The organism is Micavibrio sp. TMED2 (genome assembly GCA_002168225.1).
Classification (GTDB): domain Bacteria; phylum Pseudomonadota; class Alphaproteobacteria; order TMED2; family TMED2; genus TMED2.
This window is the reverse complement of sequence record NHBH01000001.1, coordinates 1,197,341-1,222,038: the sequence shown is the minus strand read 5'-3', so window position 1 is coordinate 1,222,038 and position 24,698 is coordinate 1,197,341. Positions and strand designations below refer to the sequence as shown.

Genomic DNA, 24,698 nt, shown 5'->3' with positions numbered 1-24,698 from the left:
CAAATCAGTCGTCGACCTGCACACCGAACAGGTCGCAGAGGAAGCGTAATTCGCCGGTAAAACCGCGACCGAGCGCACGGAAACTCCAGCCGGTATCAGTGCGGGTGATCTCCCCGAACACGAAGGCGGTTTCCATGTTGCAGCGCTCGGCGAGTTCGTATTTGGCAAATTCCTTCTGGCTCAGGGAATTTGCGAGACGCACAAATGAGCTTTCCACCATGCCGAAATTCTGTTTGCGCTCATCCGCCTCATAGATCGAGACGGTAATCGCCAGTTTCTTTACGTCCTCGGGAATCTTCGACAGGTTGACCTCGAGAAACTCGTCATCGCCATCGCCAACCCCGGTCCGGTTGTCGCCACCGAGCTTGATCGACCCGCATTCGGATTCCATCTGGTTATAAAAGATCAGATCGCGACTGCTGCGCACCCGGTTGTCCGACCCCAGCATGAAAATGGCGGCATCAAGGTCCATCTCGGCATCGCCATTATCAACCGCATCCCAGCCGAGACCGACACGCAGATCGGTCAGTTCAGGATCGGCCTGAATGATGTCGATCTGCTCACCACGATTAACTTTTACAACCATTGTCTCATACTCAACTTCATCAGCAGATTGCCGTACCGCCTGACGGAAACCGGCACGGGGGCACTAAATCACTGTCTTGTGGTCAACCAGCTCAAGCATTGGCAGGTCATGCGGGGCATTGCCATAGCCCCAGATTTCATCGAACGGGCCATGCTCGTCCAGATATTCCCGAACCAGACGGGCCTTAGTTTGCCGTACGCAATTCTCCCCGGCAAGTCGCCCGGTCAGCATACCGTCAACAACCTCCAGCTCTGTGCCCAGCATATCAAATTTGACCGGGAAGCGATGGGCGACGAAATGCTCTGCCGCCATGCGCGCTGCACCAGTCGCGATCAAAATATGAACGCCATTTTCCGCATGGTTCATCAGTGCCTGCGGGGCCAGTTTCTTCCAGCGGATGGTCGGGGCGATGCGTTTTGCCGCCGAAATGCCGTTCTCGACCGTGACACCGGTCAATAACGGCACCTGCAGCGCCTCCTTGAACACCGTACGGCGATCAGTCAGCGCCGGTGCGGAAAAGCGGGAAATACCCGCCCGCACCGCAGCCCGCAGAAAGCGGTTCCGGCTTGACAGGGCAATCAGCCAGGGCACCAGCGTATCGCCATGGGTCAGCGTATTGTCGAGATCAAATATCGCCAGCTTGCGCGACATCTATCAACCGGCAATCGGCAGATGGGGCGAGGTCAGCAGATATTCCGACGCGACAAAAGCTATATAGGCAACCACCATTGCAATGCCGAGGCCGCGTTGCAGCTTGTGGAATGCCAATATCCAGACAGCAAAGAGAACGCTGACACCGACCATGGTCCAGAGGCTGATGCCCATCAGATGCGGTTCGATGGCAATCGGCGAAATCAGCGCGGTCACGCCAATAATCGACAGGATGTTAAAGACATTCGAGCCGATGATATTGCCGAAGATCAGGTCGGTCTCACCCTTGCGCAGGGAAACCAGCACCGTTGCCAGCTCCGGCAGCGAGGTGCCGAAGGCAACAACGGTCAGGGCAATCACGGCTTCAGGAATGCCAATCGCATTGGCGGAGACAACGGTACCGCGCACCAGCATTTCCGCACCGACACTGACCCCGATCAGACCGAGCAACAGGGCCAACAGACAGGCGCCCATATTGGCGAAATCGGCCTCATCAACCTCTTCCGGTGGCGGCTCCTTGTTCTCCATAGCCTTGCGGTACTGGTAAAAAACATAGGCGATCAAAATGGCCAGCATCAGTGCGCCCTGCCACATGGTGATAACCCCGAACCACATGAAACCGACGAGAATGGCTGTCGCCAACAGCATCATGGCCAGATCACGGGTACAGGAGTGACGACGAACCACCATAGGTGAGATAATCGCCCCGATACCGAGGATCAGCAGGATATTGGCGATATTCGAGCCAACGATATTGCCGACGGCAATTCCGCCAAATCCCTTCATGTTGGCATTCACTGAAACCAGCAGTTCAGGCAGTGAAGTGCCAAACGCAACGATGGTAAAACCGACCACCATAGGCGGCAGACCAAGTTGTTTCGCGATGTAGACCGCGCCATCAACAACATACCCACCGCTCTTGATCAGCAGGAACAGGCCCAGACCGATAGCCCCTGCAGCAAGAAAATACAGGTCGGTCAGTGGCAACTCATAAACACCGTTCATCGAGGAACCCTAGGGTCAGAGGTGGAACAGAAAACGAATAATTTCAGAAACTTGTACCGGAAAGCTGTCAGCCGTCCTTGCTGCCGATTTCCCAGCGCAGGCCAAAGCTGTAATGCTCATCAAGATCCTTATGGGTACGGAAATACTGGTTCAGCTTCTGCACCTTGAAGGCATTTTCCTTGTTCTCAAGCATGGCGATTGCACACATGCCGCGATCATTCCGGGCATTTTCAAGCTGCACCATGATCGGCTCACGACCGGGGATCAGTACCTGCGCCAGACAATCGATCAGCGACCAGTTCGGTGCACCGTCATAGATATAGGCAAAGATGCAGATACGCTTGATCGCCGCCCATTTGTCGCCGTTGATGCGAATGGTTTCACCGGCAGAACCGCCCGTGCGGTCATCGGCATCAAGCTCGATATAGGGTTCGCTCGAGAATGAGCCATACATATCGCCCAGCGCCTGAACACAACCGAGATAGCCGTCCTTCAACTCGAACAGACAGCCAAGATCGAGATCGATGCCGGAAGCCTTGCCCTGTTCGGGTTTGTCGCTCCACATCAGCTTGATATGGACTTCACCGAATGCACCGGCCGCACCGCTGACGCTGACGCTTTGGCCCTTTTCCAGAGATTGATTCATAAACTCACATTCACTTTGGCAACTGAAGGATCGAGGTTTGGTCACAAACACGCAGTACCCGTCATGCCGCAATCAACTGACATGACAAGCCTTTGCATCAACTGACTGAAAAACCTGCTGAACAATACTTGCGCTGCGGTGCAGCGACCCCTAAACCACATCGCATATGTAGAGAGTTTTCACAACTTTTCCAGCCCATGTTACCGCCGCCGGACATTGGGCCGGCAAGCGTTGCCATCCAACCCGCCCGCATGAGCGAGCCGTGAGTAATCCATGACCGTAAACATGCCTGACAAACCATTGTCCTATATGGGCTTTCTCGGCAAGTACAAGGCATTGCTGATTTTCGGCATGGCGCTCACCTTCTGCTCGAGCTTCGGACAGTCGTTTTTCTTCAGCCTGTTCAACCAGTCGATCCGCGATGAATACGGGCTGAGCCACAGCGGGTTCGGCAGCCTCTACCTTGCCGCGACACTGGCCAGCGCCGGTACCATCATCTGGGCCGGGCTGAAGATCGATGATGTGGAGTTGCGCCGCTATGCCAGCATTGTGGTAATCGGCCTTGCCGGGTCGGCGCTGCTGATGGCCACCGCCAATCACATCATCCTACTGTTTTTCGCGATCTATGGCCTGCGCCTGACCGGTCAGGGGCTGATGGGCCATACCGCCACCGTGACCATGGCGCGCTATCTTGGCAGCGCCCGCGGGCGTGGTCTCAGTGTCAGCGCCCTCGGCATGCCGCTGGGTGAGGCCGTCTGGCCACCGCTGGTGACCCTGTTTCTGGTCTCTGCCCAACTACCCTGGCGGCTGGCCTGGGCCTGCATTGCCGCCGGGTTGCTATTCTTGCTGCTGCCGACGATCTGGCTGCTCTTGCGCGGACATGAAGCACGGGACAGCGAGCTTGCCAATGAGCAGGCACGCAGCCTCGGTACCGATCAGGCCAGTGCGGTCAAAGCAGCAAAACTGAAGCCCCGGCAGTTGCTGGGCGACCGGAAATTCATCTGTGTCATGCCCTATGTTCTGGCACCGCCCTTCATCCTGACCGGCTATTTCTTCCACCAGCAGGCAATCGCCCTCGATCGCGGCTGGACACTGGCCCAGATGGCGAGTTTCTTCGGCCTCTATGCTGCCGGGTCGCTGACCATGTCGATGGTGATTGGACCGGTGGTTGATCGGCTGACCGCCACCAGAATGGTGCCGATCACCTGTCTGCCGCTTGCCATTGGCCTTTGCCTGTTTGCCCTCACCACCCACCAGTTCGGCGGGGCTGCCCTGTTCCTGCTGGCCGGGGCATCGACCGGTATCTCCATGCCGATCCTGAATGCCATGTGGGCGGAAGTCTATGGCACCGGATCGCTGGGCAGCGTCCGCTCGCTGGTCTCGTCCATGATGGTCATGTCCACAGCACTGGCCCCGCCATTATTCGGCCTGATGCTGGATTATCAACTCGGTGCCGGGTTTATCACCATGGCCTGTCTTGGCTATCTCGCCTTTGCCTATATCCTGATGCTGAGCGCCCGATCGCTGCTTCTGGCAAGCGTTTCAGAGACATCGAAACCTGCCTAGAATGCAATTAAAATTTGCGCTAAATATTTCGCGCAAATTATTGAAAATAATCGAATTTTATAAATATTGCCAAGCCTGAAATCATACCGCAATACTGCCCGTAACTGAGTGGAAGGCAGTTTATCATGCGGCAGTTTTACGGCTATTCTCCGGGCCTGTTTCGGCTCTTCATGCTGGGTATGTTGCTGGCACTGGCATCGGCCAGCATGGCCCATGCCCAGAACCTGAACCATACTACCGGTGAGACGGAACCGGCACCCGGCTATCTCGCCACCAGTACTGTCGATGCCGATACCCATGTGATCCGCCTCGGCCCGGCACAATCGCGCATTATTGATCTGCCACGCCCGGCAAGTGCGGTGATTGTCGCCGCCCCCGATGCGCTCAGCGCCCTGCTCGACAGCCCCCAGCGGCTGGTCCTGATCCCGCGCCAGATCAGCGCCACCTCACTTACCGTACTGGATAGCGATGGTCAGCCGATGCTGCAGAGCGCGGTGATCATTTCTGGTCGCAACAGTTCATCCATGCGGATCACCCGCGGCTGCAGCGCGCTCGGCAACTGCCTGCCGTCCTCGGTTGAATATTGCGCCGGTGACTGCGTGACCCTGCCGCTGATGGCCACGGTACCGGCGGCACCGTCCATCGGCGGCACCGAACCGGACGTTCAGTAAGAAGCACCATGATGATGAGAAGCACCATGACCCAGCATTCAAAAACCGGCCGGACCCGCATTGCCGCGCTCTGCCTGCTCCCGCTGCTCGCGGCCTGCAACGCCACCACCACCTCGGGCGACCGCTCGGGCCTGCAGTCGGGCACAATCGGCGAGCATGGCGCGGGACCGCTCAGCAATTCTGCCAATGTGGACCCCGGCCCCACCATCCCGGTGCCGGAGAGCCGTGTACTCGGCGATGCCTTTGAGCCGAAACCTGACAATGACGGCCTGTCAACGGGAGCACACAGCCTGCCCGAACGCATCCGTCATCAGGCATTGCAATCCGCCGCACATGGCAAGTTTTCCGAGGCGGCGGCCTATTATGCCCTGCTCTATTATCGCAATCCCCATAACGAAGCGCTCGCGATCAAATATGCCGAAGCCCTGCGCCGTTCGGGCGTGCCGGATCAGGCATTGGCGGTACTCAAACCCTTCGCCGAGCCTGAGAGCGCCTCACCGGATGCCCTCATCGCCTATGCCAAGGCCAATCTGCAGCTGAAGCGACTGGCCGCTGCGGTACAGGCGGCCCGCTGGGCGGTCGATGCTGATCCGAATATGGCCGAGGCCTATCATGTGCTGGGCGTCACGCTCGATGCCATGGGCAAGCATGGTGAGGCACAGGCGGCATACCAGTCCGCCCTTGCCTACGGTATCGGCGACAGTCATCGGACCCTGAACAATCTCGCCATGTCCTATGCCCAGACCGGCCAGTTGCAGCAGGCCCGCGCCAGTCTCGAACAGGCACAGGAACTGGACGCTGGCGATCAGACGGTTCAGGCCAACCTGCAACTGATCCGCACCGTCTATGGCCAGAAGCAGATGAAGCCGACACTGGACCTGATGCTGCCGACCCGGCTGAGCGATGAGCCGGTATCGCCGGAGCGGCACCCGACCCGCGAATGGCCCCTGAACCGTGACGGCGAGAATCCACGCGCGTTCATGACCGGCAATTTCGACAGCTTCGACCGCCTGACCCTGCCCCGAATGAACCGCGAGCTGGTACGGATCGAAAAGCTGGACGATATGGTCACGATCAACCTGCCAGCCAATATCTCACCCAACCTGCCGACCCTGACCCGGGCACTGGAGCGCAGTGTCGACAAGGTCTCGATCAGTGGTGATGGCGAGGGCATCGCCCTCGCCTTCCGCCTGCGGCCAGAGGTGGCGATTGCCGAGAGAGAGGTTGATGACCGGATTGCCATCGACTTCCTGATCAGCCCGGCCACCCGGCTCGACGACCAGACCGCCGCCATGCCGATGGCGCAATAACTAGAGCAGGAAATAGAGCGCGACCCATGAAGCGGCCATCAGGATCGCCGTGCCAATCGTCACGAGATGGCGTGAAATCTCGACTGCCATAATCTGCCGACCTGCCAGACGACAGATAACAGCCAGCCCCAGATACCGAATGCCGCGTGACGCCAGTATTGCCAGCAAGAACACGGGAAAGCTGACCTTGCTCACCCCGGCGGCCAGTGTTGCCAGTTGCATTGGCACCGGGCCAAGAGACACCAGAAATATTGCCCAGAAGCTGTCGGCATTACTCATATTGTCCCGTGCGGTCTGCATGTTCTGCAGCAACCCAAGAGCGTCCAGCACCGGCACAACAAGCGGCTCGTACAACAAGGCACCGAGGCAATAGAACAGCGAGGCACCAATTAGGCACCCCACAAGTGCCGACAGGGCAATCGACAAAGCCTTGCGATGATAGGCCACCATCAGCGGTACAATCACCACCTCCAGGGGTATCGGCAGAACCGTGCTCTCACCCATGGAGAGCACGCCAACACCCAGCCTGCTGTGGGCGAGCCTGCGCACCCAGCCCGGTGCCTGATCGCTCAATGATCCGATGCTGTTAGACATGCTGCCTGAACGTTTGCCCCACCGGGCCGGTTCCATTCGGGCATTTTCACCGCTATGGCGTCAGGGGGATTGCGGCATCAATTTTGTCGATCCAGTCCTTCAGTGCCGGATAGGCATTGAGGTCAAAGCCACCTTCCTCCGCCAGTCGCGTATAGGCGACAAGGGAAAGGTCGGCCAATGACAGGCTATCACCGACCAGCCAGTCACGACCCGTCACCGCCTGCTCCAGATGTGCCAGCACCTTCGCACCCTTGGTCAGCAGGGCCGGGTCAATCTCGCTGTCCGGCTTGTTCAGGTAATGTTTCTGGAACCGGCGCACGGCGATCACCGGCTCATGACTGTACTGCTCCCAGAACAGCCACTCCATCATCCGCGCCCGTTCAAAACCATCTGCCGGGATCAGGGCCGAGCCTTCCGCCAGATAGAGCATGATGGCATTCGATTGGGTCAGCACCCGCCCATCGGCAAAGCTCACCGCCGGGATCTGGCCGAACGGGTTGATATCGAGAAACCAGTCTGCGCGGGTATCACCGGCCATGATATCCACGTCACGCCAGTCATGGGCCAGATCAAGAAAACGGGCGACATAGAGCACCTTCAGGCAATTGCCTGAGCGCTTGTCACCATAGATGGTGAATTTCTGCATGGGATGGTCCGAAACCGCTATGGGTGAATGCGTGCCAGATACTATGCCGTCAGCATGTTGCAGGCCACGGTTTTCAGAATGCCGCCATGACCTTGATGATCGCCGGGCCGAGGATGGTGACGAACAGGCTCGGCATGAAGAACAGGATCATCGGCACGGTCAGCTTGGCCGGCAGGGCGGCGGCGATGCGTTCGGCCTTGGTCATGCGTTGATCGCGCATATCCGTTGACAGGGTACGCAACGCCCGACCAAGGGAAGTGCCGTATTTCTCTGCCTGGATCAGGGTATTGGCAAAGGTCCGCGCCGATGGCTCGCGGATACGGGCAGCGAAGTTCTTGAACGCGCCGCTGCGGTCGCCGAGCAGTGCCAACTCGGCGCTCAGCAGTCCCATCTCCTCGGCCAGCACTTCCGATTGCGCCTCCATCTCGCGTCCGACCCGGTCGATTGCCGCCTCGATGCCAAGCCCACCCTCAACACAGACCAGCATCAGGTCGAGCGCATCGGGGAAGTTGTTGGCAACCTCCTGCTTGCGCTTCTGCGATGCGTTGTAGACGAAGATGGTAGGCAGGAAAAAGCCGAAGATCGCCGCCACGATGGCAATCAGCCCCCGCTCCGTTCCGTCCAGATCGAACCCGGCGGTATAGATGAAGCTGACCGCCGCCATAATGAACGGCGCGGACAACCGGGTTACCATATAGATCAGCGCCGCTCTCGGACTGCGATAACCCGCCGAGGCCAGTTTCTCACGCACACCGGACAGCCCGGCGAAACGCTCGAGCTTGAACAGCTCGGACAGGCTCTGGGACGCATTGAGCCGGATCAGATTGGCGCTCGCCTCCATATTCTCGCGCTGAACGGCAGCGAGTGAGCGACGCCGTTCCACCACCACAGATTTCACCCGCTCCTTGGCATCGGCTCGGTCGAGCAGCGGCAGCCCGGCATAAACGATGGAGATCATCGCCCCGACAGCGGCAAGCCAGGTCCATATCTGGCCGGACTCAATCGCACTCTGGAAAAACCCGAACATCGCCTACCTACACCCTGAAATGGATCATCTTGATCATCACCGCGAGCCCAACACACATCCAGAGCAGCGCCCCGCTGATCAGCATATTGCCGATCAGCGTGTCCCACATCGGCGTCATGTAATCAGGGGCCACCCCAATAATCGCGCCGGAGAGCAGAAAGGGCAGCGAGCCGATAATCGCGGCCGACGCCTTGGCCTCACTGGTCATGGCCGACACCTTGCGCTTGAGCTTGAACCGGGCGCGGATCACATCGGAGAGGTTCTGCAGGGTTTCCGACAGCGAACCACCGGTCTGGGCCTGAATGGCGATGGCGATGGCCAGCATGTGCATTTCCGGCAGCGGCATCCGCTTGGCGCACCGCTCCAGCGCCTCAGCCAGTGAAAAACCAGCTGATTGCTCATCGGTGGCAATGGCAAATTCGGTCGCAATCGGCCCCTTGAACTCGCGCCCGATCATGGCCAGCGCCTCATTGACCGGCAGCCCGGCCTTCAGCCCGCGCACCATGACATCGAGGGCATCGGGCAGCCCGGCAATGAACTTCTTCTTCCGCCGCCGCGCCAGCACGGCGAGCACCAACAGGGGCAGGCCAAGTCCAAACAGGATGGCAAGAGCCGTGCCCAGCATCAGGGTTTTCTGAATCAGAAAGCCGATCAGAAAACCGGCCATGCCGATACCTGCCGAGATTTGCCAGAATTGCCGGGCCTGCAGCGGCAACCCGGCCTCGGCGATCCGGTCATCAATGGTCCGCCGTTCCTTTTTCTTCTCGTCCTTCTTGCGCTCGGCATTGCGCAGGCGTTTTTCAATACTGGTCAGGTCATTGCCACCAACACCCCCGACCTGCCGGTTCTGGGTCGCGGTTTTGACCACATTGCGAATGCGGCGCTTCATGCCCAGATGACGGTTGAACCACATACCGAAGCCAGTGCCGAGCACGGCCACCGCCGCCGCACCGATTGCGATGCTCTGGCGGTGTTCGTTCAACAGGGCAAACAGGGCCTGTATCTGCTCTTCCGTCATATATGCTCTTCATCAGGATCAGGCATGGGCCGCCTCAAGCGCTTCCAGCAACTCGCCCTCCATGCCGAAATAGCGGGCCTTGTCCCAGAACCGGGGACGCAAGCCCGTGGCGACATGCCGACCGATCAGATTGCCGTCCCGGTCCTCGCCGGTAACCTCGAAGCGCACGAGATCCTGCAGGGTCACCACATCGCCCTCCATCCCGGCAACCTCGGTGATATGGGTGACCCGGCGTGAGCCATCACGCAGGCGCTGGCACTGCACCACCACATTGATGGCCGAGGAAATCTGCTCGCGCACCGCTGCTGGCGGGATCGAGATATTGCCCATGGCAATCATGTTCTCGAGACGGCTCAGACCCTCGCGCGGGTTGTTGGCGTGGACGGTGCCCATTGACCCATCATGGCCGGTATTCATCGCCTGTAACAGGTCGAATGCCTCCGGTCCCCGCACCTCACCGACGATGATCCGGTCCGGGCGCATCCGCAGGCAGTTGCGAACCAGATCGCGCATCAAGACCTCGCCCTGTCCCTCAAGGTTCGGCGGGCGGGTTTCGAGGCGCACAACATGCGGCTGTTGCAGCTGGAGTTCGCAGGCATCCTCACAGGTGATGACCCGCTCCCCCGGACTGATATAGCCGGTCAGGCAGTTGAGCATGGTGGTCTTGCCCGACCCGGTACCGCCGGAGATCAGGATATTGCATCGGCACGCCGCCGCCACCCGCAGCACGGTCGCGGCAGCCGGGCTGACCGAGCCGTATTCCATCAGGGTTTCAAGCGTCAGCTTGTCCTGCTTGAACTTGCGAATGGTGAGGGTCGCGCCATCGACCGCGAGCGGCGGGATGATCGCATTGACCCGACTGCCATCGGCGAGACGTGCGTCACAGATCGGGCTGCTCTCATCAATCCGGCGACCGACGGCAGAGACGATCTTCTGACAGATATTGATCAGGTGCTGGTTGTCCCGGAACCGGATCGGCGCCTGTTCGATCCGCCCCTTGGTCTCGATATAGACCGTGTTCGGCCCGTTCACCATGATGTCGGCAATGTCATCACGGGCCAGCAGCGGCTCCAGCGGACCATAGCCGAGAATGTCGTCACAGACCTCGCGGCTGAGGGTCGCCTGCTCTGCCGAGGTCAGGTCAAGGCGGCGGAAATTGATGATGGTCTCCACTGCCGTCTGGATATCCTGCCGCGCCTGTTGCCGATCAAGCCGGACCAGCGAGGTCACATCAACCCCCTGCTTGATATCCTCGAACACGATATTGCGCGCGGCCATATAGCGTTCGGACAGCTCCGGCAGTTTGCTCGGCTTGATGTCTATCGGTTTCTGGCTGCCATGGGATTTGCGGTCATTGGCTGCAGGTGTGCTGCTGGCGACCGGTTTGATGCCGGCAGCGGGTTTCGGCGCGGTTGTCGGTGGCTTTGCCTGTGGTTTTGCCTGTGGCGCATCACCCGGCATGGCGACCGAGCCTTCACGCAGGGCACTGGTCAGGTCCGGCATGTCGGTTGCGGTGTGATCAGCCAGTGCAGCCCTGTCCACCACGGCAGGCCGTTCCGTTTCCTCATCCCGCCGCCGTTCCTGCTGGAACGCATCATCATAGGCGGATGGTGCCACCGCTGATGCTGCAGCGGTATCCGCTTTCGGGCTATCGGTCTCAATCGGCTCAGAACGGCGTCCGAACATAGGCTATTCCTGCCCTCCTCACGCGTGTTTCGGTGGCTTGATAAGGCCGCTGACCAGACCGGCAATGCCGCCGCCCGAGATCAGCTTCGATGACGTATCGGTGCTAGCCCCCTTGCCACCGGCATTGCCCTTGGCATAGATCGCATCGACCACCGGCTGCATGTCCTTGAGCGTCTTTTGCGCCAGCTTGTCATAGGCAAAGTAGCGGCCATTGGTTTCCGCCAGCGCAAACAGGTTTGGCGTGAACGGCACGGAACAGATGGTCTTCTGCTCCAGCGCATCCTTGACCGCATCCAGCGGCAAATCGGCCCGATCATGGGCACCGACGCCATTGACCAGCACCGTCAGTGGTGCCTCGGCACCGCGCCGCTGGCGCAACTCATCCATCATCATCCGCGCATTGCGCAGCGAGGCCAGCAGCGGGCTGGTGACGATCACCACATGATCGGCAATCGCCGCCACATGCCGGGTCAGCGGGTGCATCCCGGTCGGCAGATCAACAACCGTCACATCGGCCAGTGTCCGGGCCTCGGCAATCAGGTACTCGACCGCTTCCGGCAGAAAGCTGTCGGGGGCGGCAATACCGCGACCGCCGGGCAGCAGCTGGACATAATCACCGATCGGCTGCGCTACCCGGCTCAGCATTTCCGCATCGAATTTGCCATCGGCGATTGCCTCCAGCATTTCATCGAGCGAACGCTTGGCCTCACACCCGAAGGCAATGCCGCTGGTGCCGCCGAGACCGTTCAGATCGGCCAGAAAACTCGATGACTGCCGGGTCTCACCGGCGAGCCAGCTGATTGCCTGGGCAATCGTGGTCGCCCCGACACCGCCCTTGGCACCAACCACAGCGACCAGCTTGCCACCGGCGCCGCTGACATTGGCAAGCCCCTTGGCAAAAGAGCCGATCAGTTCTTCAATCCCATATGGCCCGACCAGATAATCGCTGACCCCCATTTCGGTCAGGCGACGATAGAGGCGCACATCATTGGTATGTCCGAGGACAATCGCACCGGTGCCCGGCTGGCAATGGCTGGCAAGGCGATCAATCGCCCCCTCTACATCATTGGCCGCCGTCGGCAGCTCGACCGCCACCAGTTCCGGCGACTGGCTGTTACGGTAATGGCTGGTCGCCGCATCGAGGCCACCATCATGAACATTCATCGCGATACGCGCCATGCGCCAGTCAGCCACCGTATCCTGCAGGGCTTTCCGGGTTGCCTGATCCATATAGAAGGCATCAATCGTCGCGCGTGGCAGCAGGGTCTGCTGATGAGCGGATGATCCCATAGTCTCATCTCCTCTTTCTAGGCATCAACGGCCCACATCGGTCGTCTCAACCAGCCCGGACGGGATGATCGGCGGTGGCTGGTTGGTTCGGTAACGCTGGGTTGCAAAGCCGGTCGGATCGCTCGGGTTCGCGGCAATCCGGTCATTCCCGGCAAGGTCCGCCGGGCGGGCGACCATTCGGCCAAGTTGGCGGTCAAGACCACAGCCGAGCGGCGATGCCTTCAGCGGCACATCCGGGCAGTTGGGCAAGACCACATCAAGCTGACGATAGGTGGCAACCGCGCCATAAGGCTGGACATTGACATTGGTGATGGTCACACGGTCCGGGCTGATACCCGCATCGGCGAGTGCCATGCGCAGCATTCGCACCTGTTGCGTGCCCATTTCCGTGCTGGGTGCGGAGACGACCATATGCAGCCGCCCCGACCCCTTGGCATTGAAGCTGTGGGCGATCCGGCGTACCGGCGCATCGATGGCACTGACACCACGTTGCAAGTCATCAGCTTCAATCCGCAGGTTGGCCGTGCTAGGCGACAGGCTCAAATGGGTCAGCGGGGTCCGGGTCTCGTATTTATGCTCAACCTCGGCACAGGCACTGGCCAGCAGGAGCAGAGAGACAGCAGATAATCTTATTGTAAGTTTTATCATAATACTGTTCTCCGTTAATCCAGCAGGTAGCCATGGCTTTGTTGGCTCTGATCGAGGCCGGTCAGGGCCTTATCGCCATAGACGGTCTTCAGCCGATCCATCATGCCGAGCTCGATCGGTGTCTCGCTCGGTGCGACCGCCACATCCTGTGCGATGCCATTGCGATACGGCTTCACCAGTACCGGCGTTACCATGATGATCACCTCGGACTCATTACGTGAGAAGGCATCGGAGCGGGCCAGCCGGCCAATCACCGGCACATCCTTGATCCCCGGCAGGCCACGGGCATTCTTGACCAGTTCGGACTGGATCAGCCCGGCAATCATCAGACTGCCGCCGCTGCCCATCTCCACCACGGTTTCCGCGCGGTTGACGGTCAGGGACGGGATCGAAACGCTCGACAGGGTAATCGCCGCCTCATTGCTGAGGGCGGAAATCTCGGTGCCCAGACGCAGTGAGATACGATCTTCGCTCAACACGGTCGGGGTAAAGGCGAGTGAGACACCAAACGGCTTGAACTCGATAGAGATGCCGTCATCATCCTGATCCACCGGGATCGGGAACTCACCACCAGCCAGAAACTTTGCCGTCTCACCGGTAATGGCAGTCAGGTTCGGCTCGGCCAGCACCTGGATCAGCCCTTCCTCCTCCAGCGCATTGAACACCAGCGACAGGGGACCAAACCCACCGGGCGAGAACAGCAGTGAGCCGACGCCAAACGGCGTGGCGGAAAGGCCGACCGCAGGCAGGGCATTGAACAGGAAATCGACAGCATTATCGGGGTTGAGCGGATCACCGAAGTCACTCTCGACACCGAGTTCATAGAGCGTGTCGCGGCTCAGCTCGACGATGCGGACACGGAGCAGGACCTGCAATTCACCGGCGACAGTCATCATGTCGATGACATTCTCATCCGCCGCAACGAAGCGTCGGGAGATACGGCGCAACTGGTCAGCCGCCGAGGGCGAGCTGATGGTACCGGCAAGAACCACATCGCCATTGACCGTGCTGACCTCGACCTGCCGTTCCTTGGGCAACAGCTTGTGAATGGTATTGTTGAGCGTCAGCTCATCGATACGCACATGCACTTCCAACCGGGTAATGATGTCGCCATCACTATCGAAAACAAACACCGTGGTATTGCCGATCTGACGACCGAGCAGATAGAGCCGTCGGGGCGATGGTACGCGCGCATCGGCGATCGAGCTGTCACCAACCAGCACCTCACCGGCGGTGCGGTCGAGCTGGATTACCTCGGCCTTACCGAAGGTCAGGTTGATGCTGCGAAACTCGCGGGAGCCTTCAACGAAGGTACTGGCGCTGGCCGATTGGGCCAGACCGACCACCATCAGCAGCATCAGCAACAAGGCGATAAAACCGATCAGCCGTTGCTGTACCGCGGACAGGCTTGCGGAATCATAACGGGCGCGGATCTGACCCAGATTGCCATGCAGTTCTTCCACCTGTTTCATCGTCTTGCCTTCCCCGTTGATGTTGCCTGTAGCCCGTGCCTGATAAGCCCTAATTCAGCCGCACATGGCTGACGCTGGCACCGTGATAGACGCGGATTGACGGACCATTGCCGCTATAGCCGCCATTCTCACCACGCTGGCCGTTGATCTGTGCCGCCATTGCCGCCGCCTGCAATGCCTTGCCAATGCCGATATCGGCAGTGAATTTCTCGCTGTCAGGGCGCTCCTGATCCTTCGCCTGATCGGCGCTGAGCGAGCGCAGGGACAGGCTGAGATCACCCATCTGCTGCGCCAGCGTCAGCTTTTCCGCCTGTTCCTGGGTCACCGCGACGGTGACGGTACGGGCCGGGGCCGCGTCCCGGCTGTCATTGACCACCTGATCCACTGCCAGCACACGAATGCGCTCAAGCACGGTTTCCGAGGCATGACGCGCCACCACACTCATTGCCGCCTGCCGGTCTTCGCGGTCACCCTCGATGCGCACCTGATAGGTCATCAGCACATCGACAAAGTCACCGGGACGGACAAAGCCACCAGCCGAGGTGGTGACCGAAACCGGAATACTGATCGCGCGCTGGTTCGGCTCCAGTGTTGCCGCCAGGAAGCCCGCATCCTTGTCCTTTGACACCAGCATGCTGGCGAAGATCGGCTCGCCCTCAAGGGCCGGGCGCCGCATCCGCATATCGTCGAGTTCCTCGATGATTTCCGCGCCCTTGCGAATGGCATGGCTTGGCACGACCTCTTCCGGCCAGTCTTCCCAGCGATAATCGGATTGGCCGAGTTCGGTACCGGTCGCAATGTCACGCGCGGCAACCATGACCGAGATTTTCGGGATTTCGATCTGGGTTGAATTGCCCTGATTGCCAAGGGCAAGGACCAGCATCCCGACCCCGGCACCGATACCCAGCAATGTAATCATGCCACGACGCATCATCGTCTCCTTGTCAACGTAGGATCATGGGGATCAGGGCGGCACCGGCACCGGCAGCGATCGCAACCCCGTAAGGCACGCGCTTCATGCCGATCCGGTAGCCACCGGCGATGCCGACACCCTCGAGCCAGACCGGCACCGCACGGGTGGCGAGCATGCTGACCAGTATGGCCAGCGCGCCACCGGCATAGGCCGTGGTAAACAGCAGCGGCGCGATACCGGACGGGCCGATGACCAGCGCCAGCACTGCCAGCAGTTTGCCATCCCCGGCACCGAGCCACCCGGCTGCAAACATCCCGAAGCACGCTGCTAGTACCAGAGCGGCAATCAGCAGGTGCAGGCCGATCGCCGACAGGGAAAGCCCGGCCGTGGCGCATACCCCGACAAAGATCGTGATCAGGCTGATCACTACCCAGTTCGGAATGCGATAACGCGCAACATCAAATCCCGCTGCCGTCACTGTCAGCAGTAACGCAAGAACGAACAGAAGCTGGGTCGCGGTCATTTCCATCAGGAACAATCCCTTGTCCGGCATCAGTGCATTTTCTTATGCAATGCACTAGGAAAACTTGTCTTGAAAAGTGAATGGCCCGGGCCCTCATCAGGTTGCCCGGGCCATTGCGTTGTTGTCTTACGCTATACGGCGGTGCTGATTAGCCGCCGTCGCCGCCGCCGCCTTCCGCGGTCGCTGCCGTGACCTGCTCGGCGATATAGGTGAAGGTCTCACCCAGAACCGGGCCGAGGGCATTCAAACCGACAATAACTGCCAGAGAAACCAGGGCAACGATCAGACCATATTCAATGGCTGTCGCACCTTCTTCTTGAACCAGAAACTGCTTTAACTTGGACATAAGTAATCTCCGCTTGTGTTTGATACTATCAGAGAGGGGGCTCTGCTTGAGACTTCATCGACCAACCTGCCGCTGTCTCATGAACACATCTAAACAGCATTTTTTTGCCGTTTCAAATATTTTTATTTGGGATATTTTTATGTTTATTTTGATCTAACTTTTTAATATTTAAAAATAACAACATTTTTATATTTAATTTGGCACAATTCACATCACATCAAGAATAAGGGCGGCACAACAGAGGCTTAACCCTGTCGCGCCGCCCGACATAGAGGCCCTCAGCAGGCGTGCTCAACTGGTGACCCGCAGTTTGCTCAGCTGGTTGCCAACGGTCTCGAACACCTGTTCCAGCTGTGCGCCATCGGGCGCGTGAAAATAATAGCCGGACTGGCTGGCGCAATTCTGATAGATCGCCCGGGTTGTGTTATCGACACCGCTGCCGAAGGTGATGGTGAAAACCGTAATGCCGATCTCCTTGATATTGGAACAGACATCCTCCAGCCGATCATCGAGGCGCGAGCCTGCCGTTCCCCGGCTGGTGGTGCCGAGATTACCTTCCTCGACCCGGTCATAACTGCCGTAATCGCTGCTGTAATAGGTGTTGCGCACCGTATCGCTGGTCCGCCCGTCACCGTCGAGATCACGGTAATCACGAATATCCGGCCATTGATATGTCAGGTTGTCACCATCGGTCATCATGACAATGGCCTTCTGCCAGAGCGGTTCATCATAGGGCAGAACACCATCGGAGAATGGCGGATCGGGCGACAGGACACGCCAGCCCCAGACCATACCGACATTACCCATGGTGCCACCGCGCGACCAGGCATCAAGCGCATCAATGGCATCGTCCACGGCCTCCCGGTCATTGGTCAGGGGCAGGATCGGCGTCGGGCAGCCGATATTCGGCCCGCGCATCTCGTTACCCCGACTGTTACGCATATCGACACCGGCGGCGGCCCAGTCATTATCGAACGAGCTTGGCCAGTAATAAGGCTCCCACTCACCACCATCCTCTATCGAACTGTCGAGTACATCATGGCCATCGCCACGGGCCCGGACACAGCCCTTCCACATCAGCGGATCACCGGGGTCATAGTCGATCGAGGTGATATTATGTTCAGGATCATCGGGATCGAGGCCGATATCTTCGGGATCGACATTGTTCATCCAGCCCATATCGACGATATCCTCAGCCTCATCGCCGGGATTGACCGCTGCCGAATAGGGCACAACCGCCACCCGCAGAAACTCCGGTGCCGGTTCGTCATCAAAGACAATCCGGACCAGCGCCCGGGCCGCCTCGCGCAGATCGGCAATCTTGGTTCCCGCCATGGACCCGGTCACATCGAGTACCATGGCCAGTTCCAGCCCGGATATTTCCCGCAGAACCGTGGTCGAGACACTGATATCGAGATAGCGGCGCCCGAGCACCGCCATGAAGGTCGTATCCATACGCAGGCTTGCCTCGGCGGTAATGGTTTCGCCGGGGTCTCCCAGATCGAAATCAATCTCGTCATGCAGGTCTTCATTGGCGAAATTGGCATCCAGATAGGCCCGCATCCGCGCTTCGAGCTGTTGTTTGGTGCCGGTCGAGGAGGCAACGGCGAGTGCCGCAGTGTCGAGGGCATAACCCAGCTGGTTGCGATACAGGAGTGCTCGACCGTAATCAACGGCCAATCCGGCAAAGGCCAGCAGCGGCACCAGCGCCAGGGCAAAGATCACACCGATCGAGCCACCCTGTTGCATCGTTCGGCGTCCGGTTTTATGCGGCAAAACAAGATAACGTTTCTGACGACTAATCATGGCCAACTCCATTGGACCCATGGCATCCATGGGCCTTGATCGGTTACAGCAGTCGCCTCAACTTGGGATCGGGGATCAGCTCCCCTGATAGTCAACAAACGGTGTCTGCCGCCCGCGCAGAATGGCCGTTCGTTCAAACTCAATCGGACCGGTAAAAACGGTAATAAAGATCGGCCGATATTCGACCCGCATGGTGACGGCAAGCACACCCTCACCCGGCCCGCCGAGACCCTCGGTACGATCCGGGAAGCCGTTGGCGATCGACATGTTCTCGGTCTCCCGCCACCTGATCTCGGGGTCGCCATCATCGGGATCATAACGGATGCCGACAATGTCATAGCCGAGGCTGGTCGTGGCAAAGGGCTGCATGATCAGACCGGCGGCATCGGTAACATCATCGACGAAATCATCGCTCAACAGGGCTTCACGGGCGAGGATATCGGCAACCGACTGGGTTGCCGTATTCAGCTTGCGCGCCATCCACAAGGCGCGCCCGACATCAATGGAACCGAGCAGCAGGGCCACCAGGATCGGGAATACCCCGGCAAATTCAATGGCCGCTGCCCCCCGCTCATTCCGGCAGAAGCGGCGGAAGATACCTTGGGGGCAGACACCCCGAGGACGGCGGGTACTGTTAGAATGGCTCATTACGCACCACCGCTGTTGCCCTGATCGGCACCTCGTTATCAAGCCCAGCCCCCATCATCGCGCCCATCAGCGGCGTGATGAAATGGAAATCATAGGCTGCACGGGCAATCACAAAGGAACTGGTCTCACCAATATCAATATCGCCATTGCCTTCATCATCATTGTCCCAGAACGGAGCGATATCGCTGACCTCACCCACCGTCTCACCGGAGACCATCTCGAACCGTATTTCACTGCAGGGCACCGCAATGGTATGGGCACAGAGCTCGGCCCGGAATGCCTGTTCAGGATCGCCGGCATCCTGCATCTGGCCAGTGCGAACCATACGGGTTGCCTGATCCATGGCACCCTCAATGGCAGATACCGTGAAGAACATCAGCATCAGTTCGATAATGCCGATGGTGATGATCAGAAACGGCATGACGCAGAGCGCAAACTCGACCGCCGTCGAGCCGTCACGCTCTCTGCCGAAGCGCCGCAAGCGACCCAGCAGTACAGACCAATGCACAGAAATGCTGCTCGACATACACCGACACTACATAAAAAGAATAACCACTGGTGATGTACGCCGAATTTCAAATACCGTCAAAGTATATCGTTTCGATATTTTTGCGTTATTTTGAGTAATTATTTTATTATTAAAAACAAATGTAGTTCAAATTCATCTCAAAAGAAAAAGGCCCGCCAGAAAGGCGGGCCCTGATCATTTGTAGCGAATTGCCGGCAATCGGCAAAATGGCTTATTGGCCAGCAACTTCAGCGTAGGTGCCGTTTTTCCACTCGTACCAGACATAGGCAGGCTGCTCGATGTCGCCCTTGTCGTCGAAGGTCAGCTCACCGATAACGGTGTCGAACTCACCTTCACCGAGTGCTTCGATCAGCTCGTCAACATCGGTTGAACCAGCAGCTTCTGCAGCTTCGGCAAATGCCTGGATCGCGGCATAGGTGTAAAGGGTGTAGCCTTCTGGCTCTTTACCGGAAGCGCGCATTTCCTCAACGACCTTGGCAGCTTCAGCGAAGTTGCGTGGGTCAGGGCCGAAGGTCATCAGGGTGCCCTCACCGGCATCACCGGTGATTGACCAGTACTCGTCGGTCACCAGTGCGTCACCGGAGATCAGCTGGGTATCCATACCCTGTGCACGCATCTGACGCAGCATCAGGCCGGCTTCGGTGTGGTAACCACCGACATAGACAACGTCGACATCAGCAGCATTCAGCTTGGTAACCAGAGCAGAATAGTCGCTCTCGCCCGGGGTATAGCTCTCGAACATCGCTTCGGTAGCACCGGCAGCGTTGAGGGCTTTCTTGGTTTCTTCAGCCAGACCCTGACCGTAAGCGGTGCGGTCATGGAGAATGGCGATGTTCTGGCCAGCATATTCGGTAGCAATGAATTCACCGGCGATGGAGCCCTGCTGGTCGTCACGACCGCAGACACGGAAGACGTTCTCGCCGCCCTCATCGGTCAGCTTCGGGTTGGTGGAAGCAGGTGAAATCTGCAGGATGCCTTCCTCGGTATAAACCTTGGAAGCCGGGATGGAAGAACCGGAGCAGAAGTGGCCAGCAACGAAGACAACGCCTTCATTCACGAACTGGTTTGCGACCGAAACAGCCTGACGTGGATCACAGGCATCGTCGCCGACTTTCAGGACCAGTTTCTCGCCGAGGACACCGCCGGCGGCATTGATGTCAGCAACAGCCTTTTCGGCACCCTGACGCATCTGCTCACCGAATGATGCGTATTGGCCGGTCATTGGACCAGCGGTTGCGATCACGATGTCAGCCTTGGCGGCTGTGGCGGAAAAGCCGATGGCCAGCGCTGAAGCAGCGACAGCAAAACGGGTAAAAGTCATGTAAAAGCTCCCTTGGGATTTAGGTATTCGCCAGTCGCTTGGCTTCTGGCGAATGGGGTGACATCAATCATCGGTTACGCGAAAACGGCGCTCCCCTGATCGAATCTCTCGGTTTTCGCTGCAACGCTTGCCAATTCAGCAACGCTGCATTGCGAAAAACGTTAGGCCGGACATTAGCACGACAAATAATTGCCGCAACTAATGTTTCAAGCTCATGCCTTGGATTTATATGAAAAAGGTCCGGATAATTGGTAGAGCCACGGATACTGGTTGACCATCTTGCGCGCCAGTGTCAGCCGGTACGCGGCATAGCAGATCAGACCGAGCACCAGCCAGGCCGCCAGAAAGCCGGTAACAGAGGTCAGATCACCCCCGGCCAGCGCATAACCGATGAACCGATCACCACAGGCGAGCAGCGCGCCGTAAGGGATGATCTTCAATGGTTTTTGCCAGCCATTGGCCAGCGCCTGCCCGGTCATGAATGAGCAAAAACCGAACAGCACAAAGGTGACGATGACAAAGCCGAGCAGGGAAATGCCCAGAAACTGTTCCATGATCAATGCCCCCCTTCCAGATAGGCCGCGCGCACTTCCTCATTGGCGAGCAATTCGGCACCGCTGCCCGACATGGTGATTTCACCGGTCACCATCACATAGCCGCGATGGGCGAGCTTGAGCGCATGATAGGCGTTCTGTTCAACCAGAAACACGGTCATGCCATCCTGCTCGTTCACTTCCCGGATCACCTCGAAAATCTGCTTCACGATCATCGGGGCGAGACCGAGCGATGGCTCGTCCAGCAACAGCAGGCGTGGGCGGCTCATCAAGGCCCGCCCGATGGCCAGCATCTGCTGCTCACCGCCGGACAGCGTGCCGCCACGCTGGTTCTGGCGTTCCTTCAGGCGTGGGAACAGTTCGAATACCCGGTCGAGATCGCGCTGGAAATGGCTGCCATCGGTAACCAGCGTGCCCATCTGCAGGTTTTCCATCACCGTCATGCGCGGGAAAACCCGCCGTCCTTCCGGTGACTGGGCAATACCGAGCCGGACGATCTCGTGGGTCGGCATGGATGAGATATCCTGCCCCTCGAAAACGATCCGGCCCTCACGGGCCTGCGGACTGCCGCACAGGGTCATCAGCAGGGTTGATTTACCGGCACCATTGGCCCCGATCAGCGTGGCGATCTCACCCTTGTTGACCTCAAGCGACACCCCTTTCAGGGCCTCGATCGCACCATAGAAGGTGTGCACACCCTCAATTTGCAGCATGGGTTGCTCAGACATCGGTCTGCCCTCCCCCTGATGTTTCGTTAGCCTTTTTCCCCGCAGCTTCCCCTGCCAGATCGGCAGCAACCTCGGGCGGCAGTTCCTCATCCTCTTCCTCGCCCAGATAGGCACGGATCACAGCTGGATCGTTACGCACGGCTTCCGGCAGGCCATCGGCAATCTTGCGGCCATAATCGAGCACAATGATGTGGTCAGAGATTTTCATCACCACGCTCATATCGTGTTCAATCAGCAGGACGCCGAGCTTGTGCTCATCCCGGATGAAGGTCAGCAGCTTGTTGAGATCACCGCTTTCGCGCGGGTTCAGGCCAGCCGCAGGCTCATCGAGGCACAGCAGGCATGGCTCGGTACACATGGCCCGGGCAATTTCCAGACGGCGCTGGTCACCATAGGGCAGGTTACCGGCCTCCCAGTCAGCCCGTTCGGTCAGACCGGTCTTGTCGAGCCAGTATTTCGCCAGCTCTACCGCCTGCTTTTCAGCCTTGCGATACACCGGCAGGCCGAGCAGACCGGCAAAGGTGAAGCCGGATGCCTTCATCAGCTTGTTGTGCTGGGCCACCAGGAGGTTCTCAAGCACGCTCATCCGGTCGAACAGGCGAATATTCTGGAAGGTCCGGGCAATCCGTGCCTTGGCCGATATGTCGTGCCCTTCCATCCGCTCGAGCAGATGCTCGGGGCTGTCCTTGGCGGTCAGGTGCAACATGCCCTGTGTCGGCTTATAGAAACCGGTGAGACAGTTGAACAGCGTGGTCTTGCCAGCACCGTTCGGGCCGATCACCGCAGTAATCTCGGCGTCATGGGCCTTGAAGCTGACGCTGTCGACCGCCACCAAACCACCGAAGCGCATGGTCAGCTGCTGCACATCCAGCAGGAGGTCATTCTTGCTCTGATACTCGCTCATGACACACCTACCGGGGCTGAGGCCGTGGCCGCCACCTGTTCCGCCTTGTCCGGCGGTCTTCGGTCATGCAGGCGTACCGTCGGCTCACGATTGGCGAGCAGGCCGCGCGGCTTCCAGACCATGATCACCACCATGGCGGCACCGAACATGAGCATCCGGTATTCTTCCAACTCGCGGAAATACTCCGGCAGGAAGATCACGAAAAAGGTCGCCAGCACCACGCCGGTCTGGGAGCCCATGCCGCCGAGCACCACAATCGCCAGCACAATCGCGCTCTCGATGAAGGTAAAGCTCTCGGGGCTGATGAAGGCCTGACGGGTGGCGAAGAAGGCACCGGCAAAACCGCCGATCGAGGCTGAAATCATGAACGCCGCCAGCTTGATATTGCGCCGGTTGATGCCCAGCGCCTGACAGGCGATATCATCCTCGCGCAGCGCTTCCCATGACCGCCCGATCGGCAGCTTGCGAATACGCAAGGAGGCCGAATTAACGATCAGCGCCAGCGCCAAAATCAGGTAATAAAGGAAGATCAGCCGGTGCATGGATGAATAATCCAGCCCGAACATCTCATGGAAGGCAGGCAGGCCATCTTCCGCCGGTTTGCGGGTAAACTCGGCGATGCCGAAAAAGCTTGGTCGCGGAATGTCGTAGAGCCCGTCCGGCCCGCCGGTAAATTCCTTCCAGTTGATCAGGATAATACGGATGATCTCCCCGAAACCGAGGGTGACAATCGCGAAGTAATCCCCGCGCAAACGCAGCACCGGGAAACCGAGGATCAATCCGGCGAATGCGCCAAGCACACCGGCCAGCGGCAGACAGAACCAGAAGCTGAGGTCGAAGTGAATAGCCAACAATGCGTAGGAATAGGCACCGACGGCATAGAATGCGACAAAGCCGAGATCGAGCAGTCCGGCCAGACCAACCACGATGTTCAAGCCCCAACCGAGCATGACATAGGTCAGGACCAGTGTCGCCAGATCAACGGCATAACGGTCATTGCCAACCAGAACCGGAAATAGCACGGCAAAGATAATGCCGATGGCACCGACAATCTTCAGCCCCTGGGTCGCCATAAGTGACTGGATATCGTGCCCACCGATTTTCGGCGCCTTGTAAAACAGGCCGGTTTTCGGGTTTTCCGGCCCCATGGCCCGGCGCATCTTGTAGATGCGGATCACCGAGGCCAGTGCCAAGGCACCGCCACCGAGGATCAGAATGCCCTGCACAACACCGCTACCGAGAACACCCGGAAAACGGTCGGCTATCAGTAACAGGGACGGACTGGTCGTCGCCTCGGCCTCTGCTTCACCCAAAGAATAGCGAACAATCAGACCAACAATAGCAGCAACCGCGCCGACTATCAGCGATGGCAAAGGCCGGTTCGCCCGCACAAGGCCAAAGCCGAAACGGGCGACCGCGACGAGGATGACCGCAACCAGCACTTCAGCCCAGCGATACTGGATCACCAGCTTGCTGTTGATGCTGGCGGTTTCCATGCCGATCATGGTGACCGTCAGGGCAAGGGCCGCGAGACCGGCGAGAAAGCTCTCACGCAGCAACTGGTTAAGGTCGAAGTCGTCAGCCGGGACAGGTTTTGTCATATCGCTCAT

General features: G+C 58.8%; 26 protein-coding genes. 3 read left to right on the top strand and 23 right to left on the bottom strand.

The annotated features are described in order from the left end of the window. Positions 1–4 precede the first annotated feature (4 nt). The 4 genes from CBB62_05875 to CBB62_05860 form a co-directional block, all read right to left on the bottom strand. Positions 5–586 (bottom strand): hypothetical protein, encoded by a 582-nt coding sequence (locus CBB62_05875; GenBank protein ID OUT41837.1) that lies wholly within the window; start codon positions 584–586, stop codon positions 5–7. Positions 587–649: 63 nt separating this feature from the next. Next, positions 650–1,237 (bottom strand): hypothetical protein, encoded by a 588-nt coding sequence (locus CBB62_05870; protein OUT41836.1) that lies wholly within the window; start codon positions 1,235–1,237, stop codon positions 650–652. A 3-nt stretch (positions 1,238–1,240) separates the two neighbouring features. Further along, positions 1,241–2,242 (bottom strand): hypothetical protein, encoded by a 1,002-nt coding sequence (locus tag CBB62_05865; protein OUT41835.1) that lies wholly within the window; start codon positions 2,240–2,242, stop codon positions 1,241–1,243. A 67-nt stretch (positions 2,243–2,309) separates the two neighbouring features. Next, the gene (locus CBB62_05860; protein OUT41834.1) at positions 2,310–2,888 is read right to left on the bottom strand and encodes a hypothetical protein; all 579 of its coding nucleotides are present in this window, start codon (positions 2,886–2,888) and stop codon (positions 2,310–2,312) included. Between the two features lie 273 nt (positions 2,889–3,161). Between CBB62_05860 and CBB62_05855 the strand changes: the two genes are divergently transcribed. The 3 genes from CBB62_05855 (at position 3,162) to CBB62_05845 (ending at position 6,435) form a co-directional block, all read left to right on the top strand. Beyond that, on the top strand, positions 3,162–4,454 hold the full coding sequence (locus CBB62_05855) for a hypothetical protein (protein ID OUT41833.1): 1,293 nt from the start codon (positions 3,162–3,164) through the stop codon (positions 4,452–4,454). A gap of 125 nt (positions 4,455–4,579) precedes the next feature. Further along, complete coding sequence (locus tag CBB62_05850; protein ID OUT41832.1) at positions 4,580–5,125, top strand: hypothetical protein; 546 nt, start codon at positions 4,580–4,582, stop codon at positions 5,123–5,125. 8 nt (positions 5,126–5,133) lie between these two features. Continuing rightward, positions 5,134–6,435: a hypothetical protein gene (locus CBB62_05845; GenBank protein OUT41831.1), complete on the top strand. Its 1,302-nt coding sequence runs from the start codon at positions 5,134–5,136 to the stop codon at positions 6,433–6,435. On the opposite strand, the gene CBB62_05840 is transcribed toward CBB62_05845, so the two are convergent. From CBB62_05840 to CBB62_05750, 19 genes are all read right to left on the bottom strand, one after another. Further along, a complete protein-coding gene (locus CBB62_05840; GenBank protein ID OUT41830.1) occupies positions 6,436–7,065 on the bottom strand; it encodes a hypothetical protein in 630 nt (209 codons plus the stop codon). Positions 7,066–7,081: 16 nt separating this feature from the next. Then, positions 7,082–7,675, bottom strand: a complete 594-nt coding sequence (locus CBB62_05835) for a glutathione S-transferase (GenBank protein OUT41829.1) — start codon at positions 7,673–7,675, stop codon at positions 7,082–7,084. Positions 7,676–7,748: 73 nt separating this feature from the next. Further along, positions 7,749–8,702 carry a hypothetical protein gene (locus CBB62_05830; GenBank protein OUT41828.1) on the bottom strand — a complete coding sequence of 318 codons (954 nt, stop codon included), beginning with the start codon at positions 8,700–8,702 and terminating at the stop codon, positions 7,749–7,751. A gap of 7 nt (positions 8,703–8,709) precedes the next feature. Continuing rightward, on the bottom strand, positions 8,710–9,720 hold the full coding sequence (locus CBB62_05825; protein ID OUT41827.1) for a hypothetical protein: 1,011 nt from the start codon (positions 9,718–9,720) through the stop codon (positions 8,710–8,712). 18 nt (positions 9,721–9,738) lie between these two features. Beyond that, positions 9,739–11,181: a protein kinase gene (locus CBB62_05820; protein ID OUT42671.1), complete on the bottom strand. Its 1,443-nt coding sequence runs from the start codon at positions 11,179–11,181 to the stop codon at positions 9,739–9,741. Between the two features lie 243 nt (positions 11,182–11,424). Then, positions 11,425–12,696, bottom strand: a complete 1,272-nt coding sequence (locus tag CBB62_05815; GenBank protein ID OUT41826.1) for a hypothetical protein — start codon at positions 12,694–12,696, stop codon at positions 11,425–11,427. A gap of 24 nt (positions 12,697–12,720) precedes the next feature. Further along, positions 12,721–13,344: a hypothetical protein gene (locus CBB62_05810; GenBank protein ID OUT41825.1), complete on the bottom strand. Its 624-nt coding sequence runs from the start codon at positions 13,342–13,344 to the stop codon at positions 12,721–12,723. A 14-nt stretch (positions 13,345–13,358) separates the two neighbouring features. Further along, positions 13,359–14,816, bottom strand: a complete 1,458-nt coding sequence (locus tag CBB62_05805) for a hypothetical protein (GenBank protein ID OUT41824.1) — start codon at positions 14,814–14,816, stop codon at positions 13,359–13,361. 49 nt (positions 14,817–14,865) lie between these two features. After that, complete coding sequence (locus CBB62_05800) at positions 14,866–15,750, bottom strand: Flp pilus assembly protein CpaB (protein ID OUT41823.1); 885 nt, start codon at positions 15,748–15,750, stop codon at positions 14,866–14,868. Positions 15,751–15,760: 10 nt separating this feature from the next. Next, positions 15,761–16,282, bottom strand: coding sequence for a hypothetical protein (locus CBB62_05795; protein ID OUT41822.1), 522 nt, complete (start codon positions 16,280–16,282; stop codon positions 15,761–15,763). Between the two features lie 118 nt (positions 16,283–16,400). Then, positions 16,401–16,598 carry a hypothetical protein gene (locus CBB62_05790; protein ID OUT41821.1) on the bottom strand — a complete coding sequence of 66 codons (198 nt, stop codon included), beginning with the start codon at positions 16,596–16,598 and terminating at the stop codon, positions 16,401–16,403. 291 nt (positions 16,599–16,889) lie between these two features. Further along, positions 16,890–18,434, bottom strand: coding sequence for a hypothetical protein (locus CBB62_05785; GenBank protein ID OUT41820.1), 1,545 nt, complete (start codon positions 18,432–18,434; stop codon positions 16,890–16,892). Positions 18,435–18,479: 45 nt separating this feature from the next. Further along, complete coding sequence (locus CBB62_05780) at positions 18,480–19,052, bottom strand: hypothetical protein (protein ID OUT41819.1); 573 nt, start codon at positions 19,050–19,052, stop codon at positions 18,480–18,482. Next, positions 19,039–19,578, bottom strand: a complete 540-nt coding sequence (locus CBB62_05775) for a hypothetical protein (GenBank protein OUT41818.1) — start codon at positions 19,576–19,578, stop codon at positions 19,039–19,041. Before CBB62_05775 ends, CBB62_05780 begins: the two co-directional genes overlap by 14 nt. A gap of 214 nt (positions 19,579–19,792) precedes the next feature. Further along, positions 19,793–20,902 carry a branched chain amino acid ABC transporter substrate-binding protein gene (locus CBB62_05770; GenBank protein ID OUT41817.1) on the bottom strand — a complete coding sequence of 370 codons (1,110 nt, stop codon included), beginning with the start codon at positions 20,900–20,902 and terminating at the stop codon, positions 19,793–19,795. A 212-nt stretch (positions 20,903–21,114) separates the two neighbouring features. Further along, positions 21,115–21,456: a hypothetical protein gene (locus tag CBB62_05765; protein OUT41816.1), complete on the bottom strand. Its 342-nt coding sequence runs from the start codon at positions 21,454–21,456 to the stop codon at positions 21,115–21,117. A gap of 2 nt (positions 21,457–21,458) precedes the next feature. Beyond that, complete coding sequence (locus CBB62_05760) at positions 21,459–22,169, bottom strand: ABC transporter ATP-binding protein (protein OUT42670.1); 711 nt, start codon at positions 22,167–22,169, stop codon at positions 21,459–21,461. A 7-nt stretch (positions 22,170–22,176) separates the two neighbouring features. Next, on the bottom strand, positions 22,177–23,088 hold the full coding sequence (locus CBB62_05755) for an ABC transporter ATP-binding protein (GenBank protein ID OUT41815.1): 912 nt from the start codon (positions 23,086–23,088) through the stop codon (positions 22,177–22,179). Beyond that, positions 23,085–24,689: a branched-chain amino acid ABC transporter permease gene (locus tag CBB62_05750; GenBank protein OUT42669.1), complete on the bottom strand. Its 1,605-nt coding sequence runs from the start codon at positions 24,687–24,689 to the stop codon at positions 23,085–23,087. Before CBB62_05750 ends, CBB62_05755 begins: the two co-directional genes overlap by 4 nt. Positions 24,690–24,698 lie beyond the last annotated feature (9 nt).

Excerpts from the sequence above, each read along its gene's own strand:
- CBB62_05870 (OUT41836.1), bottom strand. The coding sequence starts at position 1,237 with ATGTCGCGCAAGCTGGCGATATTTGATCTCGACAATACGCTGACCCAT.
- CBB62_05775 (OUT41818.1), bottom strand. The coding sequence starts at position 19,578 with ATGTCGAGCAGCATTTCTGTGCATTGGTCTGTACTGCTGGGTCGCTTG.
- CBB62_05790 (OUT41821.1), bottom strand. The coding sequence starts at position 16,598 with ATGTCCAAGTTAAAGCAGTTTCTGGTTCAAGAAGAAGGTGCGACAGCC.
- CBB62_05750 (OUT42669.1), bottom strand. The coding sequence starts at position 24,689 with ATGACAAAACCTGTCCCGGCTGACGACTTCGACCTTAACCAGTTGCTG.
- CBB62_05755 (OUT41815.1), bottom strand. The coding sequence starts at position 23,088 with ATGAGCGAGTATCAGAGCAAGAATGACCTCCTGCTGGATGTGCAGCAG.
- CBB62_05780 (OUT41819.1), bottom strand. The coding sequence starts at position 19,052 with ATGAGCCATTCTAACAGTACCCGCCGTCCTCGGGGTGTCTGCCCCCAA.
- CBB62_05785 (OUT41820.1), bottom strand. The coding sequence starts at position 18,434 with ATGGATGCCATGGGTCCAATGGAGTTGGCCATGATTAGTCGTCAGAAA.
- CBB62_05875 (OUT41837.1), bottom strand. The coding sequence starts at position 586 with ATGGTTGTAAAAGTTAATCGTGGTGAGCAGATCGACATCATTCAGGCC.
- CBB62_05865 (OUT41835.1), bottom strand. The coding sequence starts at position 2,242 with ATGAACGGTGTTTATGAGTTGCCACTGACCGACCTGTATTTTCTTGCT.
- CBB62_05825 (OUT41827.1), bottom strand. The coding sequence starts at position 9,720 with ATGACGGAAGAGCAGATACAGGCCCTGTTTGCCCTGTTGAACGAACAC.
- CBB62_05860 (OUT41834.1), bottom strand. The coding sequence starts at position 2,888 with ATGAATCAATCTCTGGAAAAGGGCCAAAGCGTCAGCGTCAGCGGTGCG.
- CBB62_05805 (OUT41824.1), bottom strand. The coding sequence starts at position 14,816 with ATGAAACAGGTGGAAGAACTGCATGGCAATCTGGGTCAGATCCGCGCC.
- CBB62_05850 (OUT41832.1), top strand. The coding sequence starts at position 4,580 with ATGCGGCAGTTTTACGGCTATTCTCCGGGCCTGTTTCGGCTCTTCATG.
- CBB62_05840 (OUT41830.1), bottom strand. The coding sequence starts at position 7,065 with ATGGAACCGGCCCGGTGGGGCAAACGTTCAGGCAGCATGTCTAACAGC.
- CBB62_05845 (OUT41831.1), top strand. The coding sequence starts at position 5,134 with ATGATGATGAGAAGCACCATGACCCAGCATTCAAAAACCGGCCGGACC.
- CBB62_05835 (OUT41829.1), bottom strand. The coding sequence starts at position 7,675 with ATGCAGAAATTCACCATCTATGGTGACAAGCGCTCAGGCAATTGCCTG.
- CBB62_05820 (OUT42671.1), bottom strand. The coding sequence starts at position 11,181 with ATGCCGGGTGATGCGCCACAGGCAAAACCACAGGCAAAGCCACCGACA.
- CBB62_05815 (OUT41826.1), bottom strand. The coding sequence starts at position 12,696 with ATGGGATCATCCGCTCATCAGCAGACCCTGCTGCCACGCGCGACGATT.
- CBB62_05770 (OUT41817.1), bottom strand. The coding sequence starts at position 20,902 with ATGACTTTTACCCGTTTTGCTGTCGCTGCTTCAGCGCTGGCCATCGGC.
- CBB62_05795 (OUT41822.1), bottom strand. The coding sequence starts at position 16,282 with ATGCCGGACAAGGGATTGTTCCTGATGGAAATGACCGCGACCCAGCTT.
- CBB62_05800 (OUT41823.1), bottom strand. The coding sequence starts at position 15,750 with ATGATGCGTCGTGGCATGATTACATTGCTGGGTATCGGTGCCGGGGTC.
- CBB62_05810 (OUT41825.1), bottom strand. The coding sequence starts at position 13,344 with ATGATAAAACTTACAATAAGATTATCTGCTGTCTCTCTGCTCCTGCTG.
- CBB62_05830 (OUT41828.1), bottom strand. The coding sequence starts at position 8,702 with ATGTTCGGGTTTTTCCAGAGTGCGATTGAGTCCGGCCAGATATGGACC.
- CBB62_05760 (OUT42670.1), bottom strand. The coding sequence starts at position 22,169 with ATGCTGCAAATTGAGGGTGTGCACACCTTCTATGGTGCGATCGAGGCC.
- CBB62_05855 (OUT41833.1), top strand. The coding sequence starts at position 3,162 with ATGACCGTAAACATGCCTGACAAACCATTGTCCTATATGGGCTTTCTC.
- CBB62_05765 (OUT41816.1), bottom strand. The coding sequence starts at position 21,456 with ATGGAACAGTTTCTGGGCATTTCCCTGCTCGGCTTTGTCATCGTCACC.